This is a genomic window from Cytophaga sp., assembly GCF_051961495.1.
Classification (GTDB): Bacteria; Bacteroidota; Bacteroidia; order Cytophagales; family Cytophagaceae; genus Cytophaga.
In genome coordinates this window covers 1-24,000 of the sequence record NZ_JBQCDF010000321.1, presented here as the reverse complement: position 1 = coordinate 24,000, position 24,000 = coordinate 1, and the positions used below count along the sequence as shown (strand labels likewise).

The 24,000-nt window shown below is 39.9% G+C and carries 20 protein-coding genes and 1 pseudogene; 9 read left to right on the top strand and 12 right to left on the bottom strand.

What is annotated here, in order from left to right; translation table 11 throughout:
* Window positions 1-308, top strand: a pseudogene (locus ACTHJT_RS17725) (DUF763 domain-containing protein); the annotation flags it as partial.
* Between the two features lie 69 nt (window positions 309-377).
* On the opposite strand, the gene prfB reads toward ACTHJT_RS17725, so the two are convergent.
* From prfB to ACTHJT_RS17695, 6 genes are all read right to left on the bottom strand, one after another.
* On the bottom strand, window positions 378-1,454 hold the full coding sequence (gene prfB, locus ACTHJT_RS17720; RefSeq protein ID WP_440240695.1) for a peptide chain release factor 2: 1,077 nt from the start codon (window positions 1,452-1,454) through the stop codon (window positions 378-380).
* Window positions 1,455-1,489: 35 nt separating this feature from the next.
* Entirely contained in the window at window positions 1,490-2,041 is a 552-nt protein-coding gene (locus tag ACTHJT_RS17715; protein ID WP_440240693.1) for a cob(I)yrinic acid a,c-diamide adenosyltransferase, read from the bottom strand.
* A 26-nt stretch (window positions 2,042-2,067) separates the two neighbouring features.
* Window positions 2,068-5,067, bottom strand: coding sequence for a tetratricopeptide repeat protein (locus ACTHJT_RS17710; RefSeq protein ID WP_440240691.1), 3,000 nt, complete (start codon window positions 5,065-5,067; stop codon window positions 2,068-2,070).
* Between the two features lie 115 nt (window positions 5,068-5,182).
* Entirely contained in the window at window positions 5,183-5,470 is a 288-nt protein-coding gene (gene gatC / locus ACTHJT_RS17705; protein WP_440240689.1) for an Asp-tRNA(Asn)/Glu-tRNA(Gln) amidotransferase subunit GatC, read from the bottom strand.
* Window positions 5,467-6,228 (bottom strand): lysophospholipid acyltransferase family protein, encoded by a 762-nt coding sequence (locus ACTHJT_RS17700; protein ID WP_440240687.1) that lies wholly within the window; start codon window positions 6,226-6,228, stop codon window positions 5,467-5,469. Before ACTHJT_RS17700 ends, gatC begins: the two co-directional genes overlap by 4 nt.
* A gap of 71 nt (window positions 6,229-6,299) precedes the next feature.
* Window positions 6,300-6,872 carry an NUDIX domain-containing protein gene (locus ACTHJT_RS17695; RefSeq protein ID WP_440240686.1) on the bottom strand — a complete coding sequence of 191 codons (573 nt, stop codon included), beginning with the start codon at window positions 6,870-6,872 and terminating at the stop codon, window positions 6,300-6,302.
* A 172-nt stretch (window positions 6,873-7,044) separates the two neighbouring features.
* On the opposite strand from ACTHJT_RS17695, the gene ACTHJT_RS17690 reads away from it, so the two are divergent.
* The 4 genes from ACTHJT_RS17690 to ACTHJT_RS17675 all read left to right on the top strand — a co-directional run bounded on the left by ACTHJT_RS17690 (window position 7,045) and on the right by ACTHJT_RS17675 (window position 10,879).
* Window positions 7,045-7,647, top strand: a complete 603-nt coding sequence (locus tag ACTHJT_RS17690; RefSeq protein WP_440240684.1) for a ribonuclease HII — start codon at window positions 7,045-7,047, stop codon at window positions 7,645-7,647.
* 32 nt (window positions 7,648-7,679) lie between these two features.
* Window positions 7,680-8,786, top strand: a complete 1,107-nt coding sequence (gene gcvT, locus ACTHJT_RS17685; protein WP_440240682.1) for a glycine cleavage system aminomethyltransferase GcvT — start codon at window positions 7,680-7,682, stop codon at window positions 8,784-8,786.
* Between the two features lie 111 nt (window positions 8,787-8,897).
* The gene (locus ACTHJT_RS17680; RefSeq protein WP_440240680.1) at window positions 8,898-9,602 is read left to right on the top strand and encodes a 2-phosphosulfolactate phosphatase; all 705 of its coding nucleotides are present in this window, start codon (window positions 8,898-8,900) and stop codon (window positions 9,600-9,602) included.
* Window positions 9,603-9,634: 32 nt separating this feature from the next.
* Complete coding sequence (locus ACTHJT_RS17675; protein ID WP_440240678.1) at window positions 9,635-10,879, top strand: NAD(P)/FAD-dependent oxidoreductase; 1,245 nt, start codon at window positions 9,635-9,637, stop codon at window positions 10,877-10,879.
* A 70-nt stretch (window positions 10,880-10,949) separates the two neighbouring features.
* Here ACTHJT_RS17675 and ACTHJT_RS17670 read toward each other — a convergent pair whose 3' ends face one another.
* Window positions 10,950-12,725, bottom strand: coding sequence for a DUF255 domain-containing protein (locus ACTHJT_RS17670; protein WP_440240676.1), 1,776 nt, complete (start codon window positions 12,723-12,725; stop codon window positions 10,950-10,952).
* 384 nt (window positions 12,726-13,109) lie between these two features.
* Window positions 13,110-13,406 (bottom strand): hypothetical protein, encoded by a 297-nt coding sequence (locus tag ACTHJT_RS17665; protein WP_440240674.1) that lies wholly within the window; start codon window positions 13,404-13,406, stop codon window positions 13,110-13,112.
* Window positions 13,407-13,866: 460 nt separating this feature from the next.
* Here ACTHJT_RS17665 and ACTHJT_RS17660 point away from each other — a divergent pair, with 460 nt between their 5' ends.
* Window positions 13,867-14,064 carry a hypothetical protein gene (locus ACTHJT_RS17660; protein WP_440240672.1) on the top strand — a complete coding sequence of 66 codons (198 nt, stop codon included), beginning with the start codon at window positions 13,867-13,869 and terminating at the stop codon, window positions 14,062-14,064.
* A 77-nt stretch (window positions 14,065-14,141) separates the two neighbouring features.
* Here the strand turns inward: ACTHJT_RS17660 and ACTHJT_RS17655 are convergent, their stop codons facing one another.
* From ACTHJT_RS17655 to dtd, 3 genes are all read right to left on the bottom strand, one after another.
* A complete protein-coding gene (locus tag ACTHJT_RS17655; protein WP_440240670.1) occupies window positions 14,142-15,218 on the bottom strand; it encodes a branched-chain amino acid aminotransferase in 1,077 nt (358 codons plus the stop codon).
* A gap of 86 nt (window positions 15,219-15,304) precedes the next feature.
* A complete protein-coding gene (locus ACTHJT_RS17650; protein ID WP_440240668.1) occupies window positions 15,305-15,637 on the bottom strand; it encodes a nucleotide pyrophosphohydrolase in 333 nt (110 codons plus the stop codon).
* Window positions 15,638-15,639: 2 nt separating this feature from the next.
* Window positions 15,640-16,092 carry a D-aminoacyl-tRNA deacylase gene (gene dtd / locus ACTHJT_RS17645; protein WP_440240666.1) on the bottom strand — a complete coding sequence of 151 codons (453 nt, stop codon included), beginning with the start codon at window positions 16,090-16,092 and terminating at the stop codon, window positions 15,640-15,642.
* A gap of 407 nt (window positions 16,093-16,499) precedes the next feature.
* Between dtd and ACTHJT_RS17640 the strand changes: the two genes are divergently transcribed.
* From ACTHJT_RS17640 to ACTHJT_RS17630, 3 genes are all read left to right on the top strand, one after another.
* Window positions 16,500-19,145 (top strand): MGH1-like glycoside hydrolase domain-containing protein, encoded by a 2,646-nt coding sequence (locus ACTHJT_RS17640; protein ID WP_440240664.1) that lies wholly within the window; start codon window positions 16,500-16,502, stop codon window positions 19,143-19,145.
* Between the two features lie 160 nt (window positions 19,146-19,305).
* A complete protein-coding gene (locus ACTHJT_RS17635; RefSeq protein ID WP_440240662.1) occupies window positions 19,306-20,139 on the top strand; it encodes a hypothetical protein in 834 nt (277 codons plus the stop codon).
* Window positions 20,140-20,167: 28 nt separating this feature from the next.
* Complete coding sequence (locus ACTHJT_RS17630; protein ID WP_440240660.1) at window positions 20,168-20,581, top strand: hypothetical protein; 414 nt, start codon at window positions 20,168-20,170, stop codon at window positions 20,579-20,581.
* 241 nt (window positions 20,582-20,822) lie between these two features.
* Here the strand turns inward: ACTHJT_RS17630 and ACTHJT_RS17625 are convergent, their stop codons facing one another.
* On the bottom strand, window positions 20,823-23,975 hold the full coding sequence (locus ACTHJT_RS17625; RefSeq protein WP_440240658.1) for an efflux RND transporter permease subunit: 3,153 nt from the start codon (window positions 23,973-23,975) through the stop codon (window positions 20,823-20,825).
* Window positions 23,976-24,000 lie beyond the last annotated feature (25 nt).

Genomic DNA, 24,000 nt, shown 5'->3' with positions numbered 1-24,000 from the left:
TCACCTTTGCTCATGGCGGTAAAGACGGACACCCGTTTCCGGTGCCCGTAAAAGTATATGATGAAACAATTGCTATTTTACAGACTTCGGTTGAAAAAGCAAAGTTGGGAGATAGCGACAAACAGCAGGCAATTAAAAATCTTACCATTGCCGCGCAGCAAATGGAAAAAAGTTTTGAACCCGACCCCAATGCATTTGATCGTGTGATTGCGAAGGAGCGTGCGGAATCATATAAACATGGCGGGAGAACAGTTTTTGGCAAAGCCAAACCACCAAAGAAGGATGATGGTCAGTTGAATTTATTTTAACAGTTTGATATAACAAAGAAGCCTTTACTATTTAGCAAAGGCTTCTTTGTTATAAATTTCGGAAGAAATTTATTTCATCAGTAAATATGCTTTTATAAATTCATTCAGATCTCCAGCCAGTACATTGTCAACGTCTGTACGTTCAACACCGGTACGTACGTCCTTGATCAGTTTGTAAGGGAACAACACATAGTTGCGGATCTGTGAACCAAAATCAATTTTCTTTTTTGACCCTTCTACTGCTGCTTTTGCTTCGTTGCGTTTATCCAGTTCGATTTGGTATAAGCGTGATTTTAATAATTTTAGGGCTCTGTCTTTGTTTTGTATCTGTGAACGTTCCTGCTGGCATTCAATGATCAAGCCTGAAGGCTTGTGTTTTAAGCGTACAGCAGTTTCTACTTTGTTTACGTTTTGTCCGCCGGCACCACCTGCACGGAAAGTATCCCATTCAATATCGCCCATGTTGATTTCGATATTGATGGTTTCATCAACTTCAGGATATACATAGACAGACGCAAAGGATGTCTGGCGTTTACCGTCGGCATTGAACGGAGAGTCGCGCACCAGTCGGTGTACACCGATTTCTGATTTTAAATTTCCATAAGCAAATTGGCCTTCAATACCCAGGGAAGCAAATTTGATACCTGCGACTTCACCCGGCTGATTCACGATTTCACGCACGGTATATCCGTTCTTTTCTCCCCACATAATGTACATACGCATCAGCATGTCCGCCCAGTCGTTACTTTCTGTACCACCTGCACCAGGATTGATTTCAAGTACTGCACTTAACTGGTCTTCTTCTGCGCTCAGCATTTTTTTGAATTCAAGCTCTTCCAGTACTTTAGAAACTGCCGCGAATTCAGCATCCATTTCTTTATCGTCGATATCGCCTGCCTGGTAAAATTCATTTAGTGCTTCAAGATCTCCTAGTTTGCTTACAAGTGCATCATAAGGATCGGTCCACACTTTTTTATTTTTTATACTCTTAAGAATTTTTTCAGCTTCTTTTGAATCATCCCAAAACGTAGGAGAGAGTGATAATTCCTGTTCTGCTTTTATTTCTTCCATTTTGGAATCGTAGCCAAGATATCCTCTCAAAGCAAGAATGTTTGCTTTTAAATCCTTCAGTTGTTCGTTGGTCATGAATGTATTTTTATTTATTACGTATGAATCTTAATTTATTTCGTCGGTATCCAGAATACCTCACCGGCATTGAAGTCCTGCGCGAGCTTACGGGAAACGATAAACAGGTAATCTGATAAACGGTTTAGAAATGGCAGTATAACCGGATGTACCGGCTCCGTTTCGTTCAGTTGTACAACCTGGCGTTCGGCTCTTCTGCAAACAGTTCTGCATATATGAGCTATGGCTACTGCTTTATGGCCGCCGGGAAGCACAAAGTATTTCTGTTCCGGCAAAACAGCTTGCATGGCGTCGATTGCATCTTCCAGTTGTTTGATGTGCGTCTCGTTAAGATCCGGAGCATATAGCTGTTGCTTCTCAGGTTCCGTTGCTAACGAAGCACCTAATTCAAAAATTTTATACTGAACGTTTTTCAATATTTCTTTTTGAGAAAAGCCTGCAGGCAGCTCTTCAATCAGCAGTCCTATATAACTGTTCAATTCATCTGTACTTCCATAAGCCTCAATACGGGCGTGGTATTTGGCAACCCTTGTGCCGCCCAGCAAAGAGGTTTTTCCTTTATCACCGCCTTTTGTATAAATTTTCATGGCTTTGTACAGTTCAGTTTGGTTGATTATTCAGCAACCGGATATGAATAAAACTGTTGCTTGATAGAAGCGATTTCCGCAGCTGTAAGTGTTGGCAGCATGGCATTCAGTTCACTTTCAGCAGATTTAAATAAACCCAGTCTGAGACATGTTTCAAGATAAAGCATGTTCAACGGTTTTGAATAGGCGATGATTTGTTTCGCGGCAACTAATTTTTCTACAGCAGCAATTTCACCTTCGGTTTCCGTGATATAGTTGGCGTAATCAATTTGTACCTGCGGTACATAACCAATACGTGTAAGGGCGCGCTCATAATAAGGTTTCGCTGCAAGGCTATCTCTTCCTTCCTGCAATACGCGAGCGTGGAAATAATCAATGTAGCCCAGATCTTTATCCAACAGCGTTGTTGACTTTAATTGTATATCAAGAGAATCCCATTGATGCAGACCTGCCAGTATATTCAGATATTGCAGATTGCCCTGTGCGATCGTATTAGCAGAAGCTTCTGCGGTCTTATTCAAGGAATTCCAAAGCGTCATTGCGTTTATATAATCGTGACGGCTGGTTAGTTTTTGAATCTGTTCAATATCCAGTTGAACAGACTGCGCCTGGTCTGTAATGGTATTTTTGAAGACTATATATTCAGGCGCAGAAAGTGTATGATAGTGCAGGCATTGTACTTTCTGCTGAGGAGAGAGTGTGTCGTAAGCCGCTACAGATGGCTTTACAAGGGCTGCCTTTAACGTACCTCCGATATGGGCTACTTCAGGTGTTTGGCTTTTTGCCAGTTCAACAATAATGTCACGTACCGAACCGGAATTTCCATACTCCATGGCAGCAATGCATTTCTTTGCAACAATATGCTGGTCACTGTTTATGATAATGGTATTGTATCTTTCGTACGCCTCCTGGTAGAGCCCGGCTTTTAATTGCCAGTCTGCAAGTGTAATGGTATAAAGCGGCGTTTTATCTACGGATACCAGATCCTGTAGTAAAATCAAAGCTTCCGGAATATTGGTGTTTGAATAATATAAATGCAGGGCTTTTGCAAAAAGAAGATTAGACTTATAGAACTCATTCTGCGGTTTTTCACTAAGCTGCTGCAATGTTTTTTCCAGAACAGAATCCTTTACGGAAAGCTTGTTGATGGTATAATTATACAACAAGGTATACGAATCTGCAGTTAGTGCAGAATCGGTAAGAATAGATTTCGGAAGTGCAATTTCTGAAGGCTTTGATTGTAATGTAGCAATGCCGATTTTATTTGCCAGGTACATCAATGAAGGTGAGCTCTTTTCATTTTTCATAATGGCAGCACATTCTTCAAATTTTCCTGCAGCTCCAAAGTAGCTCAGCATATTGGCCATGGCAACATCATCATCGGCATGCAATGCCGCTTTGTTAAAGAAGTATGCTGCGGAATCAGAGGAATTGAATTGTGTATATAAATAACCTAAGTTATTCAGCAGGTAAGGATCGTGTGGATAAGACTTCAAGCCATCCTGAAGCATGAAAATGGCAGGGAAGAGTTGTTTGTTGGTGATATAGAAATTACTCAAACTTACAAATGCAGCTACAGATGGCTTTTTTGTCAGGCTGTTTTCGTAGTATTTGAAAGCGTTTGCTTTGTCGTCACGTAGCTCATAAAAACTTCCCAGGGTATAATTACAACGCTGGTTCTGGAATTCATGTGAATAAGACTCTTTAAAGAATGATTCAGCCAGCACATCCTGTCCGGTATACAAATAGATATCACCGACATTGTTGTAATACGCTGCTTTACCGCTGTTCACAACAAACCTGTTGCTGGCAAAAACAAAATACATGATAACGGCCCAGCCCAATCCGCGGCCAACGAAGAAAGGTACCTGGTAAGCAATATAGAAATGTTTGTATACTTCAACCTGTTCTTTGTATTTGTTCCAGAAATTGGTGATTACATAAATAAAAATTCCCAGGCCCATTCCAATCTGAATGTATAAAGCGGATTTTTCAAGTGCAGTAATGAGGGCATCATTGGCTGTAGCATAGCCGAGTGCAATTACACTGAAGGAAATGATCCCCAGGGCTAAATACAGAATCGCACCAAGTGGTTTAAATGGTAATACACTCGAAACTTCTTCTTTCATGCCAAACAACCAGATTCCAAGTATGGAGGAAATGATCAGCACAACGAGTGGTTGTATCAATACAATTCCCATGTCTTTTATAAAATCAGGTTGCAAGAATACCAGAAATAAGTTGGTCAGATAAAGTGTGCCGATAATAATAAAGTTCCAGATGGAATTGCCTGATCCTTTAAACTTCGATTTTCCATAGGAGGTAACAATTACAAGGAATTGCAGAAAATCATAACTCACGATGAGCATGAATATAACACAAATCAGGATGGGTATTACAATCGCGTAGTTGGCTGCATAAAGCAGAGGAACTTCTATACTGCTGCCGAATACGATGAGCGCTGCAAATAACAGCGTTAATGCTGCCAGTGCGAGCATGCGCATAAACATATTGATTTGTTTTCCGAAAGAATTAAAATAGTAGGTTAAACCGCTGAACAGGATAATTGCAAGAACAGCAGGAGCACGATTGTACAAACCGAAAATCCCAAGCTGCTCGGTTTGCATGCTGATGATAAAGAAAATAAAAATTGCCATGCCGGCTATATACAACCATAAGTCTACATAGCTCACAACTGTAAGAATGCAAACAAATGCAAGCAATACGATGCCAATAAATGTATAAGAGATCCAAGGGTGAACAGTCACATCTCCGGCTACGTATCTTTTCAGCAACAGGAATTGAGGGCTTTCGTGTGAAATATTAAATTGATTAACCTGGAAGACATCCAGGCTGAGCGTAACGTTTTTCCACTCACCGGTTGTATCCCAGCCTATGGTATATAGATCACCATAGGTATAAGCTACAAAAACAGCGATCATGCTTGCGAAGAATAAAACTAAAAGGGCTACGTAGAATGTTCTGTAGGAACTTTTCCACTGTAGCCAGAAGAATAAATCGTTCATGCCAATGAAGATGTAATGAGTTGATGTTTATTCACGTGTAGAGTTGAAAGTGTAAAGTGTAAACGGAAGATCAGACTTGCCACATACACTTTACACTTTCAACTCTACACTTGTATTAGCTTAAGAATTTAGGAACTCTGAAATAATCAGAATCTTTTTTAGGAGCATTGATTAGTGCTTCTTCATGTGAGATCGTTACTTTGTCGATGTCTTCGCGCAGCACGTTCAATTCGTGGCTCATGTGGATTAATGGTTCAACGTTATCCGTGTTCACTTCATTCAATTTATCAATCCATGATAAAATTTTATTGAAATCCGTTGAGAATGCTTCCAGTGATTTATCATCAAATTCAAGGCGCGCTAAATGTGCGATCTTTCCAATTGTTTTTGTATCTAAGTTCATGCTTTATATTTTTCGTTGTATATATCAGGAAAATGTTTTCTTAATTCATCGGCAATAACCTGCTTTGTTTTATCTTTCAACCATTCCACATCATTCATGGTTAGACCGGTTGTTTCGATTGGTTCGTGAACAACAGTTTTCATAAGTCTTCTGCGCGGTACGTATTTACCGTCGTCTGGTAAAATGAGCCAGTTGTTTACAATCGTCATGGGAACAATGGCTACCTGTTTTTCAATGGCTATGCGGAATGCTCCGTCTTTAAAGTCCATCAGTACCGGCGCATGGTTTTTAGAAATAGTACCTTCAGGGAAAATGGCGAGGTTATATCCTAAATCTATTTTCTGCATGGATTGAACAATCGTTTCGTATTTGCTTTTCGAGCTTTTACGGTCGACTGAAACATACAGGTTCCGGAACATGTAGCCGAAGAGCGGTACTTTACCTAACGATGATTTTCCAATAAATACATTGTATCCCGGTAAGGCGTAGCACATGGTTGGAATATCTAAGTAAGAAGTATGATTGGCGCAATAAATGTATTGTTTTTTCTTATTCACTTTAAAGCGCCATTCTACTTTTGTTGGCAGAAAGCAAAACATAAACACAGTATGCGCCCATATTTTATTTAAGAAATGCCCGTATTTTTTCCATGACTCGCGCTGAACAGATATACAGAAAGGAATATACAGGCATGCAAATACGATAACAAAACAGGTCCACACCCAGACCATGTATATTTTTTCAATTATTTTTTTCATTAGAAGTACGAAGTACCAAGTACAGAGTACAGAGTACGATCTTGCATTTTAAATGTGTTCTAATTTAACTTTTAAATACTTGGTACTTTGTACTCCGTACTCTGTACCAGCCATGCTTTCAACAAACCGGCAATACTTAAACTGTCAGTGATTTCACCGCTCATAACCATTGCGACAGCATCCTTCAAAGATACTCTTTTTATAATTAACTGTTCCGTATCTTCAGGGTTACTTGGTCCGGGAGTCAGGTCTGTCGCCAGGAAAAGAAAGCCTTCTTCATCGGTTACAGAATTTGAGGTATGAATACGGCCCAGATCCTGCCATACTGCAGCTTTTAAGCCTGTTTCTTCTTCCAGTTCCCGTTTAGCGGATTCAAGAGCGGTTTCATTCATAGGGCCGCCGCCTTCCGGAATCTCCCAGGTGTATTCATTCAGCGTATAACGGAATTGTCCAACCAGATATGTATATCCTTCAGAATCAATAGGTACAATTCCGATCGCTTTATTTTTAAAGGAAACAACTCCATAAATACCCGGACTGCCATTGGGTTTTAAGACGTCTTCTTCACGTACGGAAATCCATGGATTATCATAGATTGTCTTTGAGCGAAGCGTTTTCCAGGGATTTTCAAATTCTTGGGACATAATCGTATTTGAACAGCATGCAAATTACGAACTAAACGGCACATGCAAAAGGGGATAAAATACTAAAATGGAGGAAGGAATGGCCTTCTGTCGGGAGTTTTTTTGCACATAGTGCTTTCTGCGGCTTTATTCACCTAGACTTTAATGGAATACCTTCTTATCTTTGCCGGATATGTCGCTTTTATCATATTATTCGGAAGGTAAAATTGAAGCTGGGATTGACGAGGCGGGCAGAGGCTGTATGGCGGGCCCTGTTGTTGCTGCAGCTGTTATTCTTCCTGCCAATTACAAACATTCCCTGTTAAACGATTCAAAAAAACTGACCGCACAACAGCGGGAACTGCTTCGTCAGGATATTATCCGGGATGCCGTTGATTATTATGTGGCAGAAGTATCGCATACAATCATTGATCAGATCAATATTCTGAATGCGACCATGAAGGCCATGCATAAAGCTGTGAAGGGCCTGAAAAAACAGCAACCCAACCTGTTATTAATTGATGGGAACAGGTTTAAAGCCTATCCCGGCATTCAGCATGAATGTGTGATAAAGGGAGATGGCATGTATCTTTCCATCGCAGCGGCGTCTATTCTGGCTAAGACCCATAGAGACAGACTTATGGCGAAGCTTGCAAAAGAATATCCCGAGTATGGCTGGGATGTAAATGCGGGATATGGTACTGAAAAACATCGGGATGCCATGGAAAAGTTCGGTTTAACCCCTTATCACCGGACTACCTTTCACCTGAAACCCAAACAACTGAATTTGTTTTAATTTAATTCTTTCATATTTATTCTTCCTGGAACATGAGCGAAACTGCTGAAGAAATTAAATCCATCCCTTTGCAAGAGGTACATATCGCTTTAGGCGCAAAGATGGTACCATTTGCCGGCTATTTAATGCCGGTGCGTTATTCATCGGATATTGAAGAACACATGGCCGTGCGTAATGCAGCAGGCATGTTTGATGTATCGCATATGGGCGAATTTATTCTGAAAGGTCCTAAAGCGTTGGATGTTATTCAGCAGCTGACAACAAACGATGCATCTGTATTGCCGATAGGTAAAGTGCAGTATACAGCTTTAACCAATCCGGCCGGCGGTATCATTGATGACTTGCTGGTATATCATACCGGTGAAGAAGAATATTACATTGTGGTGAACGCTTCCAATATTGAAAAAGATAAAGCCTGGTTTCTGAAACATGTGCCGGCAAGCGGGGCTGAATTTCAAGATGTGTCTGAACAGACTTGTTTGTTTGCAGTGCAGGGCCCGAAGGCATATCAGGTGCTTGAAAAATTAACTACACATCCGGTGGCTGCAATGGAATATTATACCTGTGTACGTACGGAACTTGCAGGCTACAAAAATATACTGATCGCTGCGACAGGTTATACCGGCGCCGGCGGATTTGAAATTTATGTGCCGAATGAAATTGCAAAAGATGTATGGACAAAACTGATGCAGGCAGGCGAAGCAGTAGGCATGAAGCCTGTAGGCTTGGGTGCCAGAGATACGCTGCGTCTTGAAATGGGTTATTGTTTATACGGAAATGATATTTCAGATAGTACTAGTCCGCTGGAAGCTGGCTTGGGCTGGATCACGAAATTCAATAAAACATTTACCGCATCAGATATTCTGCAGCAGCAAAAAGCCGCAGGTGTTATGCGTTCGCTGATAGGATTTGAAATGGTTGAACGCGGTATTCCGCGCGGTCATTATGAACTTGCAGATGCTGCAGGAAATAAGATCGGTGAAGTTACATCTGGCACACAGTCACCTTGTTTAGGCATTGGTATCGGTATGGGATATGTTGAAAAGCAATACAGCAAAGCAGATACAGAGATCTTTGTAAACATCAGAGGGAAACTGATCAAGGCAAAGGTTGTAAAGTTTCCTTTTGTGAAGAAGTAGACGTTAGTTTCTAGGTGCTAGTTACCAGACAATAGAATAGATTAATAAAATTTACTTAATACAATCCCTAGTCTAGTAACTAGCAACTAGAAACTAGTAACTCAAAATCAGATGAAGAGAATTGATGTTTGCTTATCACCTGAAATGGTGCATTTGCACAAGGCGGCAGGAAAAGTAGTAGTGGTAATTGATATATTGCGTGCAACGTCTTGCATGACAACAGCACTTGCCAATGGTATTGAAAGCATCACTGCTGTAGCTAGTCTGGAAGAATGTAAAGTATTTGGCGAGCAGGGGTATGTAACAGCTGCAGAGCGCGACGGGAAAAAGGTTGATGGTTTTGATTTGGGCAACTCTCCGTTTTCATATCAGGATGGTTCTTTGAAAGGGAAAAAAGTTGTTGTTACTACAACGAACGGCACCCAGGCAATTGTGAAGTCTGCAGATGCGAAAGAAATTATTGTCGGTTCTTTTCTGAATTTTACTACTGTAGTAGAATATTTACGGAATCAGCCTAATGATGTATTGATGCATTGTGCAGGCTGGAAAGGTAAAATGAATCTGGAAGATACGCTTTTTGCAGGTGCTGTAGTAGATGCATTGAAAGGAGATTTTTCTCATGATGAAGATTCTGTATTGACTGCATTGAATTTATTTTACACAGCAAAAGCAGATATGATGGGCTTCCTGTTGAACTCTTCGCACGTACGTCGTTTACAGGGCTTGGGCATCATCAAGGATATTGAATTTTGTCTAACCAAAGATGTTTATAAAGTGTTGCCGGTAATGCGTGATGGCAAACTGGTAGCTGCTTAAAATTAATCGTAATAATTTTTAATTCATTTTAAATGCAACGCGAAAAAGTAGATGTGTTGGTAATCGGTGCAGGTCCTGCAGGCACTGTTGCCGCGGCTCTGATAAATAAAGAGGGTTTTAAAGTTAAGATTGTTGAAAAACAGAAATTCCCGAGATTCGTAATCGGAGAGAGCTTACTGCCTCGCTGCATGGAGCACCTCGAAGAAGCGGGCTTTCTGGATGCTGTGAAAGCACAAGGCTTTCAGCAGAAATTCGGCGCTAAATTTGTTCGCGGAAAACAAATCGCAGACTTTAATTTTTCGGATCAGTTCTCTGATGGGTGGAAATGGACATGGCAGGTACCGCGCAGTGTTTTCGATAAAACGCTGGCTGATGAAGTAGCGCGCCAGGGTGTAACAGTAGAATATGAAACCGGTGTTACCGATATTAAATTTTTTGGAACCGATTCAGTTACCACCGTTGAAGATGCTGCAGGAAATAAAAAAGAAATTGAAGCAAGATTCATTGTAGATGCCAGCGGCTACGGCCGGGTGATTCCACGTATGTTTGGCCTGGATAAACCTTCAGGCTTTGAACCACGGAAAACCCTGTTTACGCATATCAAGGATGTTAAACGTCCGGTAGCTGCAGAACTGGAAGGGAACAGGATTACGGCCGTTGCACATAAACCAAAAGTGTGGATCTGGGTAATACCTTTTTCAACAGGTGTTACTTCAGTAGGTTTTGTTGGTGAGCCTTCACACTTTGACGCGTTTACAGGCACTCCTGAAGAACAGCTGAGAGCAATGATCGCGACCGAAGATCACATTGCTGAACGATTTGAAGGACAGGAATTTTTGTTTGAACCAAAAACCATTGAAGGGTACGCAATTTCAGCAACGAAATTGTACGGCGATGGTTTTGTATTGACAGGTAATGCCACAGAGTTTCTTGATCCGATATTTTCTTCAGGTGCTACCTTTGCCATGGAGTCCGGCTCTAAGGGCGGAAAGCTTGCTGTGAAATTCCTAAAAGGGGAACAGGTTGACTGGGAGAAAGATTTTGTGCAGCACATGATGCAGGGTATTGATACATTCCGTTCCTTCGTTACGGGTTGGTATGATGGTACGCTGCATGCTATATTCTTCGCTAAAAATCCAAACCAGGATCATAAACGGATGATCTGTTCTGTACTGGCAGGTTATGTGTGGGATAAAGAAAATCCTTTTGTAAAAAAACATAGCACTATTCTGAAAACGCTGGCTGAAGTTGTTTTCATTGACGAAATGGAAGGATAATATTCGGAACAATATAAATAATAAAAAGATTCTGTCGCGCCTAACGTGTGACAGGATCTTTTTTATTATACTATTTTTTACCTGTCAGCACGCGGTTATAAAGAAAATTATTAAAACTTTCGATGGAATACATCGGCGGGCTGCAGTAAGACGAGGTACACAAAACAATAAAGTTTGTATCGAATGCATCAAAAATGTCAACCTTATTTGATAAGATGGTGGATGATGTATACCATTCCTGGTTAAAGTAAAATTTAGGGCACGCAAGGCAAGTTTTAATAAAGCCTTCTTTCAATTGCGGACTATCTTTGATCATCAGCGTAGCAGTAATGGGCTCTGTAGCTAGTTCATCAGAAGCACTTAATATTCCCGGCTCGTTTGAGATGCTGTTTACAATCTTTTCATTTGTAAGAAAGTTAAAAATGGTTAATGCATTTCCTTTGTATTTTGGTTCGTGAAATACATGCGAACAGTAATTCAGTAGCCGGCATGCTTCAATATTTTCGGAAATATTATAAGTCGCTTTTAGCGGATTATTGCCTACATAGGCATTTAAATAGCCATTGCCTGAGTCAAAGGTGTTCGTAAGTTCCCGGATGATTTTTTCAGCTTCAGATTTATACATATTATTCTGAGTTGCTTTGTAGAGCATGATAGAAACTTTGGCCATAGCCAGGTTATCTTTGAGTGAAATGCTGGATGTGTAGTGAGCGTTATGACAGTAGGAATTATTGACTTTATGAGTAGCTTTCAGCAGGTCATAGCATTTTACAGCCTGGTGGAAATAGAGCTGGTTGCCAGTAGTTGCAGACAGAATAATAAAAGCCTCTATCAATTCTGCATTATCACTGGTATAAATATTCCTGTCAACGGCAGGAATACCTTTGGCAATTCTCTCAGCGTCCGGTAAGGCGAAGTAATCCGCAGCTTTTTGTCCGGGGATAAGATCAGCATCCTGCGCATTATAATAACCGGCATTGGGTGCATTTAAAAACCTGTTTACGTATGCGGCAGTGCCTTCAGCCCGGTTGATTGCATCAATGGCCTTGAAGCGTTGATAATACCAGCAATACATTTTTATATACTTAGCCTGCACGGAAAGTAGCTTCTCATAGTGTACATGGTCCCAGTCGTCGTGGGTTGAATATTGAAATACACCGCCCCATTCATCATCATAAATACCGGATGAATTTGTTACTGTATTCGCAAGCCAGGTTGTTAATACCGAATCCTTACTGCAGTTGTTGAGCGCATATTCAAAGGTTTCAAAGTCAATGGATTTTTGGTCGTATTTGAATCCGCCTTCTTCTATATCCAGGGAGTTTAAAAATTTCTTTGATAATGCATCAAGAGAATGCTTTTTTACAGAATCTGAAGATGACCTGAAGTCTGCTTCGATTTTATTGACCGGCATTGGAACCGGATTTTTTGCCAGAGAAGTTAAGATGGCCAGGAAACGCTCTTTCGGAATGTAGCCTGTATCCTTAAATAATTCATTTCCATTTGAATCGAAAATGATGGTTGCCGGCCAGCCATACTCCGCATAAAGACTTGTGAGATCCTGGCGTGCATCGTGATCTTCTTTACAGGCAATGAAATTTTTTTCCAAGGTCTGTAATACAAATGGGTCTGTATACGTCTGCTCTTCCATGATGTGACACCAGTGACACCAGTTTGCACCCAAGTGAAGAACCACCAGTTTATTTTCACGCTTTGCATTGGCAAAAATATTTGCGTTGAACTTTCTCCAATCAGGTGTTTTTTCGTGCGTCCGGTGCGCGAACAAGTAAATGCAAACAACTATTGCAGACAGCACTAAAATTAAAACAATCAATTTCTTTAGCATAATATATATACGTATAGTGTTCTATTCACGTTTTGAAAGAATAGGGATGGATTCTTCAAAAACGGGAAATGCCGGTTAATAAAAAAATGATAGTATCTGAAAAAGTGCTTACGACTATCATAGTATTAATATGCAAAAAAAATCTTTTCCATGGAAGATAAAATGCAAAAGATTTGCCCCTAAACAGGTTGCGAACGGTGCACTTCAGAAATTTCTTAACACCCGCAGCTTAACAGAGGGAATTTGATTCAATAAATTGTACAGGGCTGTTGTTTGTTGTATATGCTGCTGTGAGAAATTAAATCAAAAATGCAATGGTATATATGAAAAACTCCATGCAGAAAACATTCTGCATGGAGTCGATCTATGTTCACAGAACCGTTATTATTTAGGTAGATCAAAGTACTTGATGGTTTTCTGTACTTCGTCTTTTTTATTTTTAAATATTGCTAATGTTTTGTTGAAATCGTTTTTTCCGTTCAATACTTTTACTTTGTCCTTGATTTTATTTGGATTCGGATATGCATAATTCTCGCATATAGCTTCGTCAATGTAAAGTATGATGTTCTCATAGTCAACACCGGATTGGTCAGGCTTCATAAATGAAGCTCTGCAAGCGTCGGATGATAAGTACGTATCTAATTCTTTATAAAGAATTGTGTATTCAGAAGGTGTGAGCATGGTTATATGATTTATATGGGGCTGCAAATCTAGTTAAAAATAATCAGATGTAGTTTATAAAGTTCTAATATAAACTATATCGAAATACCTGTAATACATATTGTATGTTAAGCGGCTGCTAGTCACTTCAATGCTCATCGCAGAACATGTAAATAAAAAACAGGGCAGATAAAATTCAGCAAGAAAAAAATCAGTATTGATTCAGAAAAAAATATATGATTATTACAATGTATATCAATAGTAACCCTATACAACAATAAGCATTTACAAGGATTAGAATTTATTATACGATAACTTGAATGTTAATTTTTAACAGGAGTCAAATGAATACAAGAACCTGAATCGCCAAGCTGCCGTTAATAGAAAAGGATTTAATAATCATTCATCATTTTTTAGTTTGTTCTTTTCCTACTATTTAATTGTGATGTTGCGTATGATGTTCCAACCAAACCTTGACCCAGTGAACACCGATTTTCTGATTGGTTCGTACAAATTAAAATCTGAAAAAATAAGAAATCAAATTGATGAAGTGGTGGGCTTTATCTATACGTTTCAGTTTGCAAGCGGAGAGTGGTACCGGAAAATGTGCGACCTCAATAACAACCCGTACTATTATGAGGACTCATATAAAAGAGTTGTACAAAGAAAGAAGAACTAGATTAAATCTTTTTCGAAAGGCATAAAAAAACACTACCGAGCGCGATAGTGTTTTTTAAATAGAATATCTGTAAGGGATTACTTTTTAATTCTGTGTACCCAATTGTATTTGTCTTCTGCCACACCTGTTTTCAGATCAACAATTGTTTGGTTTAATTTATTGGAAAGTGTTCTTGATGCTACCGGAGGCAATACCATGTCTTTACCGTTGTGGTGAATTTCAGCAATCTGTGTAATGGTTGCTGCTGTTCCTGTTCCAAAAGCATCTTGTAAGGTACCATTATTAAAAGCTGTAAGAACTTCTTCAACACTAACTTTTCTTTCTTCAACCTTAACACCCCAGTCTTTAGCAATGGTAAGGATGGTGTCTCGTGTAATACCCGGAAGAATTGAGCCATCCAATGAAGGTGTGATCAACACATCGTTGATTACAAACATCAGGTTCATAGTACCAGATTCTTCGAAATATTTATGTTCTTTGCTGTCTGTCCATAAAATCTGCTGGAAGCCTTTATCAGCAGCAAGTTTTGCCGGCAGTAATGATGCAGCATAATTACCGCCTGTTTTAGCAGCGCCGATTCCGCCTGGTGATGCACGTACAAAATCTGATTCGATAATTACTTTCACAGTACCTTTGTAGTAACCGGCAACCGGGCAAGTAAAGATCATGAATTTATAAGCAGAAGAAGGTTTAACTCCAATGAACGGATCGTTTGCAAAGATAAACGGACGCAGGTATAAGGAACAGCCTTCTTTATTTGGAATCCAGTCCTGATCAAGCTTTACAAGCGCATCAATAGCATCGTAAAAATACTCAGCAGGAATTTCCGGAATGCATAAGCGACGGTTAGAATTGTTCATTCTCTCCAGGTGTTTTTCCGGTCTGAATACAAGTAAGTCTCCATTAGGAGCACGGAAAGCCTTCATTCCTTCAAATACTGTTTGACCGTAATGCAATGAACTGCATGCCGGGCTCACAGAAATGTTTTGAAAAGGAATAATTTTAGGATCTACCCATTCACCTTTTTTATAATCCACCACAAACATGTGATCCGAATTGACCGTTCCAAATTCCAAGTTCGAAAAATCTGTTTCAGATAGTCTTGAATGTTGTGTACGTTCAATGGGAAAGTTTACGGCTTTAGGAGCACTCATCGGTTTATTTTTTAGTTAAGTGTATAAAATTAACCAATTAACCATTGCTAGTCAATTGGAAAGGGCGTTTTTGCAAACTTTTTAATTTATTGGCCGGTAAGCTTATCATTATTCTTGTGCCTGTCTTTATCCCGATTTGTCTTTTTGGCTAAGTTATCCTGCATAGCTTTCTCAAGGTCGATTCCTGTTTGGTTGGCAATGCAGGTAAGGACAAAAAGAACATCCGCCAGTTCATCTCCAAGATTTTTATCTTTATCAGATGCTTTAAAGGATTGTTCGCCGTAGGTACGGGCCATGATCCGGGCAACTTCCCCAACTTCTTCAACCAATAAAGCAGTATTAGTCAATTCATTGAAATACCGGACACCGTGCACCTGGATCCAGCCATCTACCGTTGATTGTAATTCTTTTATTGTCATGATTACTGTTTGTTTTTCGTATCTATAATAATGGTAACGGGACCATCATTGAGCAGCTGAACCTGCATATCGGCGCCAAATACTCCAGTGGCAACTGGTTTAGTGAGCTTTACCTCACAGGCTTTCACAAAACCTTCGTATAAGGGAATGGCAACTTCAGGTCTGGCGGCCTCAATAAAAGATGGACGGTTTCCTTTCTGCGTACTGGCAAGTAAGGTGAACTGACTGACAACCAATAAATCACCGGCATTTTCGGTAATGGATCGGTTCATTTTCCCCTCTTCATCGGTAAAGATACGCAGTCCGCAGATTTTTGACGAGAGCCATTCAACATCTGCCTGTGTATCTGCATGAGTAACGCCCAGCAGGATCAGTAAACCGTTTTGAATAGAAGCCTGCAGCCGACCTTCAATTTCAACGGATGCGTTTTTTACACGTTGTATAACTGCAATCATCTTAAATAATATCCTTTGAGAAACTGTTACTTCAGTAGTATGAATTAATTGAATAAGAATAGCAATTATTCAATTAATTAACAGTTCCATGCTATTTCAGATTAAATATCATGGAATTACTACAGCCAAGATAAGCGATATATATCAGTCTAAACAAATATTTTTTTATCTTAGCTATTCCAAAGAGTATACAGGCGTAAATTGTAAATAAAATTATATACCCCGGGTACAGATTATCATTGAAACACAAATATAAAGCAGCATGTGTTTGAAGAATCAACTGTTTTAATGAGGCTACTGCTGGTTACCATATGTTCGTTTGAATATAACCGGTAACAAGATTAAGTTAAATTTAATTTGAATTATTACATACCCTAAATAAGCGCGGAGCGCACAAAATTGTTCTTATGTCTAAATACAATACTGCAGAACATAACCGATTAAAGGTTAGCAAAGAAAATAATCCTTGGAAAAACTGGGGGCCGTTTTTGACTGAACGTCAGTGGGGCACGGTACGAGAGGATTATAGCGAAGATGGCTCTGCATGGGAACACACTACTCACGATATGGCCCGAAGTTATACATACCGTTGGGGTGAAGAAGGTATTGCCGGTATTTCGGATAATAAATCGTTATTGTGTTTTTCTGTCGCATTATGGAACGGGAAAGATCCTATCCTGAAGGAACGCCTTTTCGGTATGACAGGAAATCAGGGTAATCATGGTGAAGATGTAAAGGAGCTGTACTATTACCTGGATAGCACACCTACACATTCGTACATGAAAATGTTGTATAAGTATCCTCAGGCTGAGTTTCCGTATCAAAAGCTGATTGATGGCAACCAGCGTTCAAGACACGAACCGGAATTTGAATTGATCGATACAGGTGTATTTGATGAAGATAAATATTTTGATGTAGTTGTTGAATATGCAAAAGGTGATAAGGAAGACATCCTGATTAAAATATCTGTGACAAACCATGGTCCGGAAGAAGCTGAAATTACTGTACTTCCGACATTGTGGTTTAGGAATATATGGACCTGGGGTTATGATTTTGCAAAGCCTAAAATGGCTGCACAAAAAGACGGGTCTATTTTTATTGAACACGACTTTATCGGTGAACGTCATTTTTATTCTGATCAGGCAGACCGTTTATTGTTCTGCGAAAATGAATCGAATAACAAACGCTTATATAACAAAGCTAACAAATACAGCTACTGCAAAGATGGTATCAACGATTATGTTGTAAATGATAATCAGAGTGCCGTAAACATGTTGCAGCGTGAAGGAACAAAAGCTTCTTCGATGTACAAGCTGAAAATCAAATCAGGAAAAACAAACGTTGTACGTTGCAGGCTAACTGATAAGAAATTCAAGAACGCTTTTGAAGATTATGACCAGATTTTTGAAACGCGTTTGAATGAAGCCAATGAATTTTATGATGAAGTGCAGGATGGGGTGGAAGACCCGGAATTACGCATGATTCAGCGCCAGGGCTATGCCGGTATGATGTGGTGTAAGCAGTTCTTCTATTTTAACATCAAGCAATGGCTGGAAGGAGATCCTGTACGCAGAGACTCATTGCCTGAATCCAGAAAAAAAGGACGTAACAGTCATTGGGAACATTTAAATAACTCAAATGTAATCTCCATGCCTGATAAATGGGAGTACCCATGGTATGCCGCCTGGGATCTGGCATTCCACTGTATTCCTATTGCTCAGATCGATCCAGACTTTGCGAAGCGTCAATTGACAATTTTATTGCGCGAATATTATATGCATCCCAACGGACAGATTCCAGCATATGAATGGAACTTTGGCGATGTAAACCCTCCAGTGCATGCCTGGGCAACCTGGCGTGTATACGAGTTGGATAAAGAACGTAACAACGGCGTAGGCGATACTGCTTTCCTTGAAAGAATACTGCATAAACTTACCATGAACTTTACCTGGTGGGTAAATCAGAAAGATAAAGACGGTAAGAATATATTTGAAGGTGGCTTCTTAGGCCTTGATAACATTGGGGTTTTCGATCGCAGTCAGCCTTTACCGATTGGCGGAAGAACAGAACAATCGGATGGTACAAGCTGGATGGCGATGTATTCCTTGAATATGCTTCGCATCTCTACCGAGCTTTCGCTGATCAATCCGGTATATCAGGATCTGGCTTCTAAATATTTCGAACACTTCCTGTACATTGCCGGAGCCATGAATAACATTGGTGACTCAGGCGTTGGGTTATGGGATGAAGAAGATCAATTCTATTTTGATATTATTCACTTACCGAATGGTAAGAGTCAGCACCTAAAAGTCAAATCAATTGTGGGATTGATTCCTTTATTTGCGGTAGAGGTTTTAACAAAATCAAATGTTGAGAAGCTACCGGACTTTAAGCGCCGTCTGGAATGGATATTAAGTAACAGACCGGATCTTGCAAGCCAGGTTTCGCGCTGGACAGACGTAGGTGACCATAATACCAAACTGCTTTCATTATTGAGAGGCCACCGTATGACCATGGTATTAAAACGTATGCTGAATGAAACAGAATTCCTGTCAGACTTTGGTATCCGTGCTTTATCAAAAGAACATGAAGCGAAACCATACGAATTCAATTACCAGGGAAAAGTATTTTCTGTAGCTTATAAGCCGGCGGAATCAGACTCTGCGATGTTCGGTGGTAATTCCAACTGGCGTGGTCCGATCTGGTTCCCGATCAATTATATGATCGTGGAAAGCTTAATGAAATTCCATTCATACTATGGAGATGATTTCATTATTGAATACCCTACGGGTAGCGGTAAAATGTTGACGTTAAAAGATATTGCTGCAGAACTTTCCAATCGATTGATCAATATCTTCCGTCTGGATAAAGATGGGAAACGTCCGGTAAACGGAGACGTAGATAAATACAGTAAGGATCCGCATTTCAAAGATCTGATCACGTTCTATGAATTCTTCCATGGTGATAACGGCAGAGGATGCGGTGCTTCACACCAGACGGGCTGGACAGGCCTCGTAGCAACGTTGATTCATGAGTTTAAGAGAGAACATTGATTTTATAATTCAGAATTATAAATCATGAATTATATTCTGAAATTAGTGAATGAAAATAGCCCGCGGTTCTACTTGTGGGCTATTTTCTTATAATGCATTTGCGAGGTGATTTGATGTATATACTTCATCATCTGACCCGCTTAAAAAAATACGGGGAAATATGTTAAGAATTTTATTCAGCGATAAAGATGACTGGAAGATAAAATCTGAAGGTCGATATGATAAGAAAAAATATACTTTCAGTTATGCGAAATTCAATCGTCTGTGGAGCATAAAAAAATATGATATGGTTATACCTTTATACGAAAGAGATATTCATATTTTGAACAAACGGTTTAAAAATAGCAGACATAAATTTTTAGTGGCAGCCAACGAAGTTGTCGATTTTTGTAATGATAAATTCCGTTTCAATACATTTCTTATTGAGAAAGGTTTTGGAAATAATATTCCCCGGATACTACAGGAAAGTTCAGGCTTTCCGTATATACTGAAAAAAAATCTGGATGAATGGGGATCGAACTCACACATTGTCGATAGCGAAGAAAAGGAAAAGTTGTTAGGCCCTTTATTATCTGATCCTGCTTATTTTAAACAGGAATATATATCCGGGGTGGATGAACATACCACACATTTCATTTTTACAGAAAATAAATTACAATATTTTCAGACATTTAAATTTACATTTCAGAAAGCAAGTTTTGTAAAAGGAATGGCGAATCCCCCTTTTAAAACATCGGTGATTGTGCCGGTTGAAACTGAGCATGCTGAAGTTTTTGAAAAAATATTGCAAGCCATACATTATAATGGTGTAGGATGTTTTGATTATAAGATTCAGGATGGTGTTGCAAAAATATTTGAACTGAACCCGAGGGTAGGAGGGTCATTACCGTTGGATTTGATAAATTTTTTAGAAGCGTATAAAAAGCTGTGTTTTGAAAATGCTATGCAGAAGCGAACGGTATGGCAGAAAGTAAAAACATTACTGTATACTTAATTTATAATCTTATTCGGGTGAAGATACAATGAAAACAAGTTTGTTAGACAATATCGGACTTTTAAATGCCGATGCAGAAAAAATATTCAACATCCGTTTCGGGATGTTATTTTCAATTAACAGAAACCGCTTTTTTGCTTATTTAAGAAACTATATTGACTTCTATAATCAGTTCAGGAGAAAAGTACTGGAGAGCAATCCGGCTATAGAGCCTGCAAGTATTCCTGTATTGGAATACAGAAATTATTTTCTATCGTTGCGTTACCAGTTGCTGTTGATCATAACGTTCCCGCTTACCTTTTTTATATTCATTCAACATTGGAATTATATTCAGGATGTAAAAGTAAAATTACACGCAGGGCTGATGAACATTAATGCAGTAGTGAAGAAACCGATAAGTAAGAATTCAAATTACACACCGTCCAAAAAGAAAAGAAAGTAAAGCTACGATTCATATAGCCTTACGAGCTACATTACATTATTCTTAAAATCGAATATAAACGATGCTATTGATGCTGTTCGGAATTTGCAATCACTGATGTCCGGTTAAAAGTTATTTGCAATTGCTCATTACCTCTTAAAACGGCAAAGGGCCGGATTTCTCCAGAGCCCTTTGCTTTATTAAACTATAACCACTATTGACAAAATATGGGAAACTAATGTCAATGCTTTAATAACACATTTTAATAATCAATCGTTTCTTTTGTCAGCAATTCTTTTCTGGTTTTTTTGAAAAAGCGCTTTCTGAAGAATTTATCGACACGCTCTACGGCTGTATCAATAAGCATGTACATGGTTGGTACCAGGAATAATGTTAAAATCAAGGAGCTTGTCAAGCCGCCGATAATAACCCAGGCCATGCCATTTTTTACTTCCGCACCGGAACTTGTTGCCAAAGCAATCGGAAGCATACCTGTGATCATTGCAATCGTCGTCATCAGGATTGGTCTTAAACGTTCTTTGCCGGCTTCTACCAGGGCGTCAAAACGAGACATACCTTCTGCTTTCAGGTGATTGGTAAAATCCACGATCAGGATACCGTTCTTCGCAACCAAACCCAGAAGCATGATCAGACCTACAATCGCAAAGATTGATAGCGTTTGCATCGTCAGTGCCAGTGCCAGCAATGCACCAATCAGCGCCACCGGTATAGAGAACAATACCACGAACGGATATACCAGACTTTCATATAAAGCAACCATGATCAGGTATACCAGAATAATACCCATCAGCATGGCAAGACCTAAACTGCCGAATGCATCTTTCTGATTTTTTGCATCACCCTGGTAATCGATCAGAATTCCATCCGGAAGTTTTTTCGTCGCTAATGTAGCCTGTATGTCTGCGACAATGGTACCTGACGGACGACCAACGGCTGCAGAAGTTACTTTGATTGAATTCATACGATTGGTACGTTCCAATACAGACTGACCAAGCACTTCCTGAATATCGGCTACTTCGCTCAAACGGATGTAGCCGCCTTTACTTGTTCTGATGATCAGGTTCTTTACACTTTCAATATCACGTTTGTCGCCTTTATCAAGAGATACATTGATGTTGTACTCTTCACCGCGATCTTTGAATTTCGTTTGGTCATCTCCACGGAAAGCAAGCTGTATCGCGCTTCCGATCTCAGGGATACTGATCCCTACATTCGATAATTTATCACGGTCTATTTTAATATCGATTTCTGTCTTTAAACTTTTTGTACTAAAATCAACGTAATCAGTACCTGGTGTTGAAACAACAACATCCTTAAGTATGCGGGCCGCTTTCCATAAGCTATCCATGTCTGTACCCTTCACCGCTATCTGTATTGGTGACTGGCTGTTACCGGTAATGCTGACGGGCAAAACCGTAACTTTAATGCCGGGTATTTCACCTATTTTATTACGCATCTCCGCGCCGAATTTATCTGCCGAGAGTGCACGCTCGGATTTATCTACGAGTGTTACGGTAATCTCGGCAAGGTTTGAGTTGGAAGAACCTCCGCCCATCGCACCAGACTGTGTACCAACATTGGTAAATACTTTTGTTACCTCAGGTTGTGCCAGTAAAATTTCTTCAATCTCTTTTACCTTTAAGTTGGTTTGGTATAAAGGTGTTTCCGGAGCCATTTCAACCTTGATCGCAAATTCACCACGGTCGCCCGCACTGATGAAAGCAAAGCCAATGAAACCCGCCGGTAAGAGTGCAATTGAACCGAAGAAGAGAACAATTACTGTTAGGCCCACCCATCTTTTGTGTCCTTTTTTCAATGCCCATGACAGAGCCTTGCCATAAGCATCTCGAAGACCTGTAAGGAAGTCTTCAAACTTAATGTTTATCAATCCCCACAGTGAATTTTTATTTAGCACTTCCAGTTTGCCCCATTTAGAAGCAAGCAGTGGAGTAAGCGTGAAGGATACGAATAAACTCATCAATGTAGAGAATACAACTACCAATGAAAATTCACGGAGAATATTTCCGATGATGCCTGTACTCAATGATAGAGGCAGGAATACCACAACGTCAACTAATGTAATAGCAAGGGCTGTGAATCCGATTTCATTTCTGCCGTCTAAAGATGCCTGTACTTTGTTCTTGCCCATCTCCAGGTGTCGGAAAATATTTTCAAGTACAACGATACTGTCATCTACCAGAATACCTACTACAAGTGAAAGGCCCATCAATGTCATCAGGTTCAGGGAAAAACCAAAGATGTACATCAATATAAATGTCGGGATCATGGCAGATGGAATGGCCACCAATACAAACAGTGAACTTCGGAAACTATGCAGGAACAATAACATAACCGTCCCTACGATCAACACTGCAAGGAACAAATCGTGCATAACCGCATCGGCTGATGCCAGTGTATATACAGACTGATCAGATGCTATTTGATAAGTAAAACCTTCTGCTTTATAAAGTGTTTTCAACTCTTCAAGGCGTGCCTTCGCTGCCTGGCTTACGTTTACAGTATTTGCATCCGATTGCTTGATAATCTCAATACCGATACCACTGCGCTGGTTGATACGGTTGATCGTCGTGGATTCTGCAAGAGCATCGGTTACAGTTGCCACATCCTTGATCAATATCCGGCTGCCATCTTTGTTCTCAGCAACCACCAGGTTACGCAGTTCTTCTACTTGCGATACTTTTGCATTCATACGGATCGACAAGCGATCGTCTGATGTCTCAACGCTACCTGCAGGATAAGAAGAGTTACTTGTTACAATAGCCTGGTTGATCTGTGCGGAAGAGATCCCATACGCCTGCAGCTTGTCATTGTCAAGCGTGATTTTGATTTCACGTTCGTTCCCACCAATGATGCCAACCGTACCAACACCTTCCACATTTAATAGCAAAGGTTTTACTTTCTGGTCGATCAGATCATACAACTGCGTCTGCGACATGTTTGCCGTAGCGCTTACCTTTAATACTGGTATTTCATCTAAGTTGACACGTCTTACTACGGGATCGTTCACATCATCCGGAAGGCCCGCTTTGATTTCATTTATTTTACGTTCTGCATCCCGCTGTGCATTGATTGTACTTGTACCGGGTTTCAGCTGGATAACGATCATCGAAACGCCTTCCATAGAAGTCGAAGTAATGTTATCAATACCTTCGATGGATGCTACCGCGTCTTCAACCGGTTTGGTTACTGAGCTCTGAATCTCATCTGAAGAAGCGCCTCTGTAAACGGTTTGTACAGTAATTACGTTTACTTCAAATTTGGGCAGCAAATTATAGTCAAGCGTCTGATAACTGATCCAGCCAAAGAGAATCAGTGTAAAGAAAATTACTGTAATCAGTAACGGTCTTTTTATGGATATTTCTGTAATTGACATAACTTATGCTTTATTTATTTTTCAC

What these genes read in the sequence shown, in the direction of transcription:
- ACTHJT_RS17700 (WP_440240687.1), bottom strand. Translation starts at nt 6,228, where the DNA reads ATGAAAAAAATAATTGAAAAAATATACATGGTCTGGGTGTGGACCTGT.
- ACTHJT_RS17635 (WP_440240662.1), top strand. Translation starts at nt 19,306, where the DNA reads ATGTTAAGAATTTTATTCAGCGATAAAGATGACTGGAAGATAAAATCT.
- dtd (WP_440240666.1), bottom strand. Translation starts at nt 16,092, where the DNA reads ATGATTGCAGTTATACAACGTGTAAAAAACGCATCCGTTGAAATTGAA.
- gcvT (WP_440240682.1), top strand. Translation starts at nt 7,680, where the DNA reads ATGAGCGAAACTGCTGAAGAAATTAAATCCATCCCTTTGCAAGAGGTA.
- ACTHJT_RS17680 (WP_440240680.1), top strand. Translation starts at nt 8,898, where the DNA reads ATGAAGAGAATTGATGTTTGCTTATCACCTGAAATGGTGCATTTGCAC.
- ACTHJT_RS17695 (WP_440240686.1), bottom strand. Translation starts at nt 6,872, where the DNA reads ATGTCCCAAGAATTTGAAAATCCCTGGAAAACGCTTCGCTCAAAGACA.
- ACTHJT_RS17630 (WP_440240660.1), top strand. Translation starts at nt 20,168, where the DNA reads ATGAAAACAAGTTTGTTAGACAATATCGGACTTTTAAATGCCGATGCA.
- ACTHJT_RS17625 (WP_440240658.1), bottom strand. Translation starts at nt 23,975, where the DNA reads ATGTCAATTACAGAAATATCCATAAAAAGACCGTTACTGATTACAGTA.
- ACTHJT_RS17650 (WP_440240668.1), bottom strand. Translation starts at nt 15,637, where the DNA reads ATGACAATAAAAGAATTACAATCAACGGTAGATGGCTGGATCCAGGTG.
- ACTHJT_RS17640 (WP_440240664.1), top strand. Translation starts at nt 16,500, where the DNA reads ATGTCTAAATACAATACTGCAGAACATAACCGATTAAAGGTTAGCAAA.
- gatC (WP_440240689.1), bottom strand. Translation starts at nt 5,470, where the DNA reads ATGAACTTAGATACAAAAACAATTGGAAAGATCGCACATTTAGCGCGC.
- ACTHJT_RS17710 (WP_440240691.1), bottom strand. Translation starts at nt 5,067, where the DNA reads ATGAACGATTTATTCTTCTGGCTACAGTGGAAAAGTTCCTACAGAACA.
- ACTHJT_RS17715 (WP_440240693.1), bottom strand. Translation starts at nt 2,041, where the DNA reads ATGAAAATTTATACAAAAGGCGGTGATAAAGGAAAAACCTCTTTGCTG.
- ACTHJT_RS17690 (WP_440240684.1), top strand. Translation starts at nt 7,045, where the DNA reads ATGTCGCTTTTATCATATTATTCGGAAGGTAAAATTGAAGCTGGGATT.
- ACTHJT_RS17675 (WP_440240678.1), top strand. Translation starts at nt 9,635, where the DNA reads ATGCAACGCGAAAAAGTAGATGTGTTGGTAATCGGTGCAGGTCCTGCA.
- ACTHJT_RS17665 (WP_440240674.1), bottom strand. Translation starts at nt 13,406, where the DNA reads ATGCTCACACCTTCTGAATACACAATTCTTTATAAAGAATTAGATACG.
- ACTHJT_RS17670 (WP_440240676.1), bottom strand. Translation starts at nt 12,725, where the DNA reads ATGCTAAAGAAATTGATTGTTTTAATTTTAGTGCTGTCTGCAATAGTT.
- prfB (WP_440240695.1), bottom strand. Translation starts at nt 1,454, where the DNA reads ATGACCAACGAACAACTGAAGGATTTAAAAGCAAACATTCTTGCTTTG.
- ACTHJT_RS17655 (WP_440240670.1), bottom strand. Translation starts at nt 15,218, where the DNA reads ATGAGTGCTCCTAAAGCCGTAAACTTTCCCATTGAACGTACACAACAT.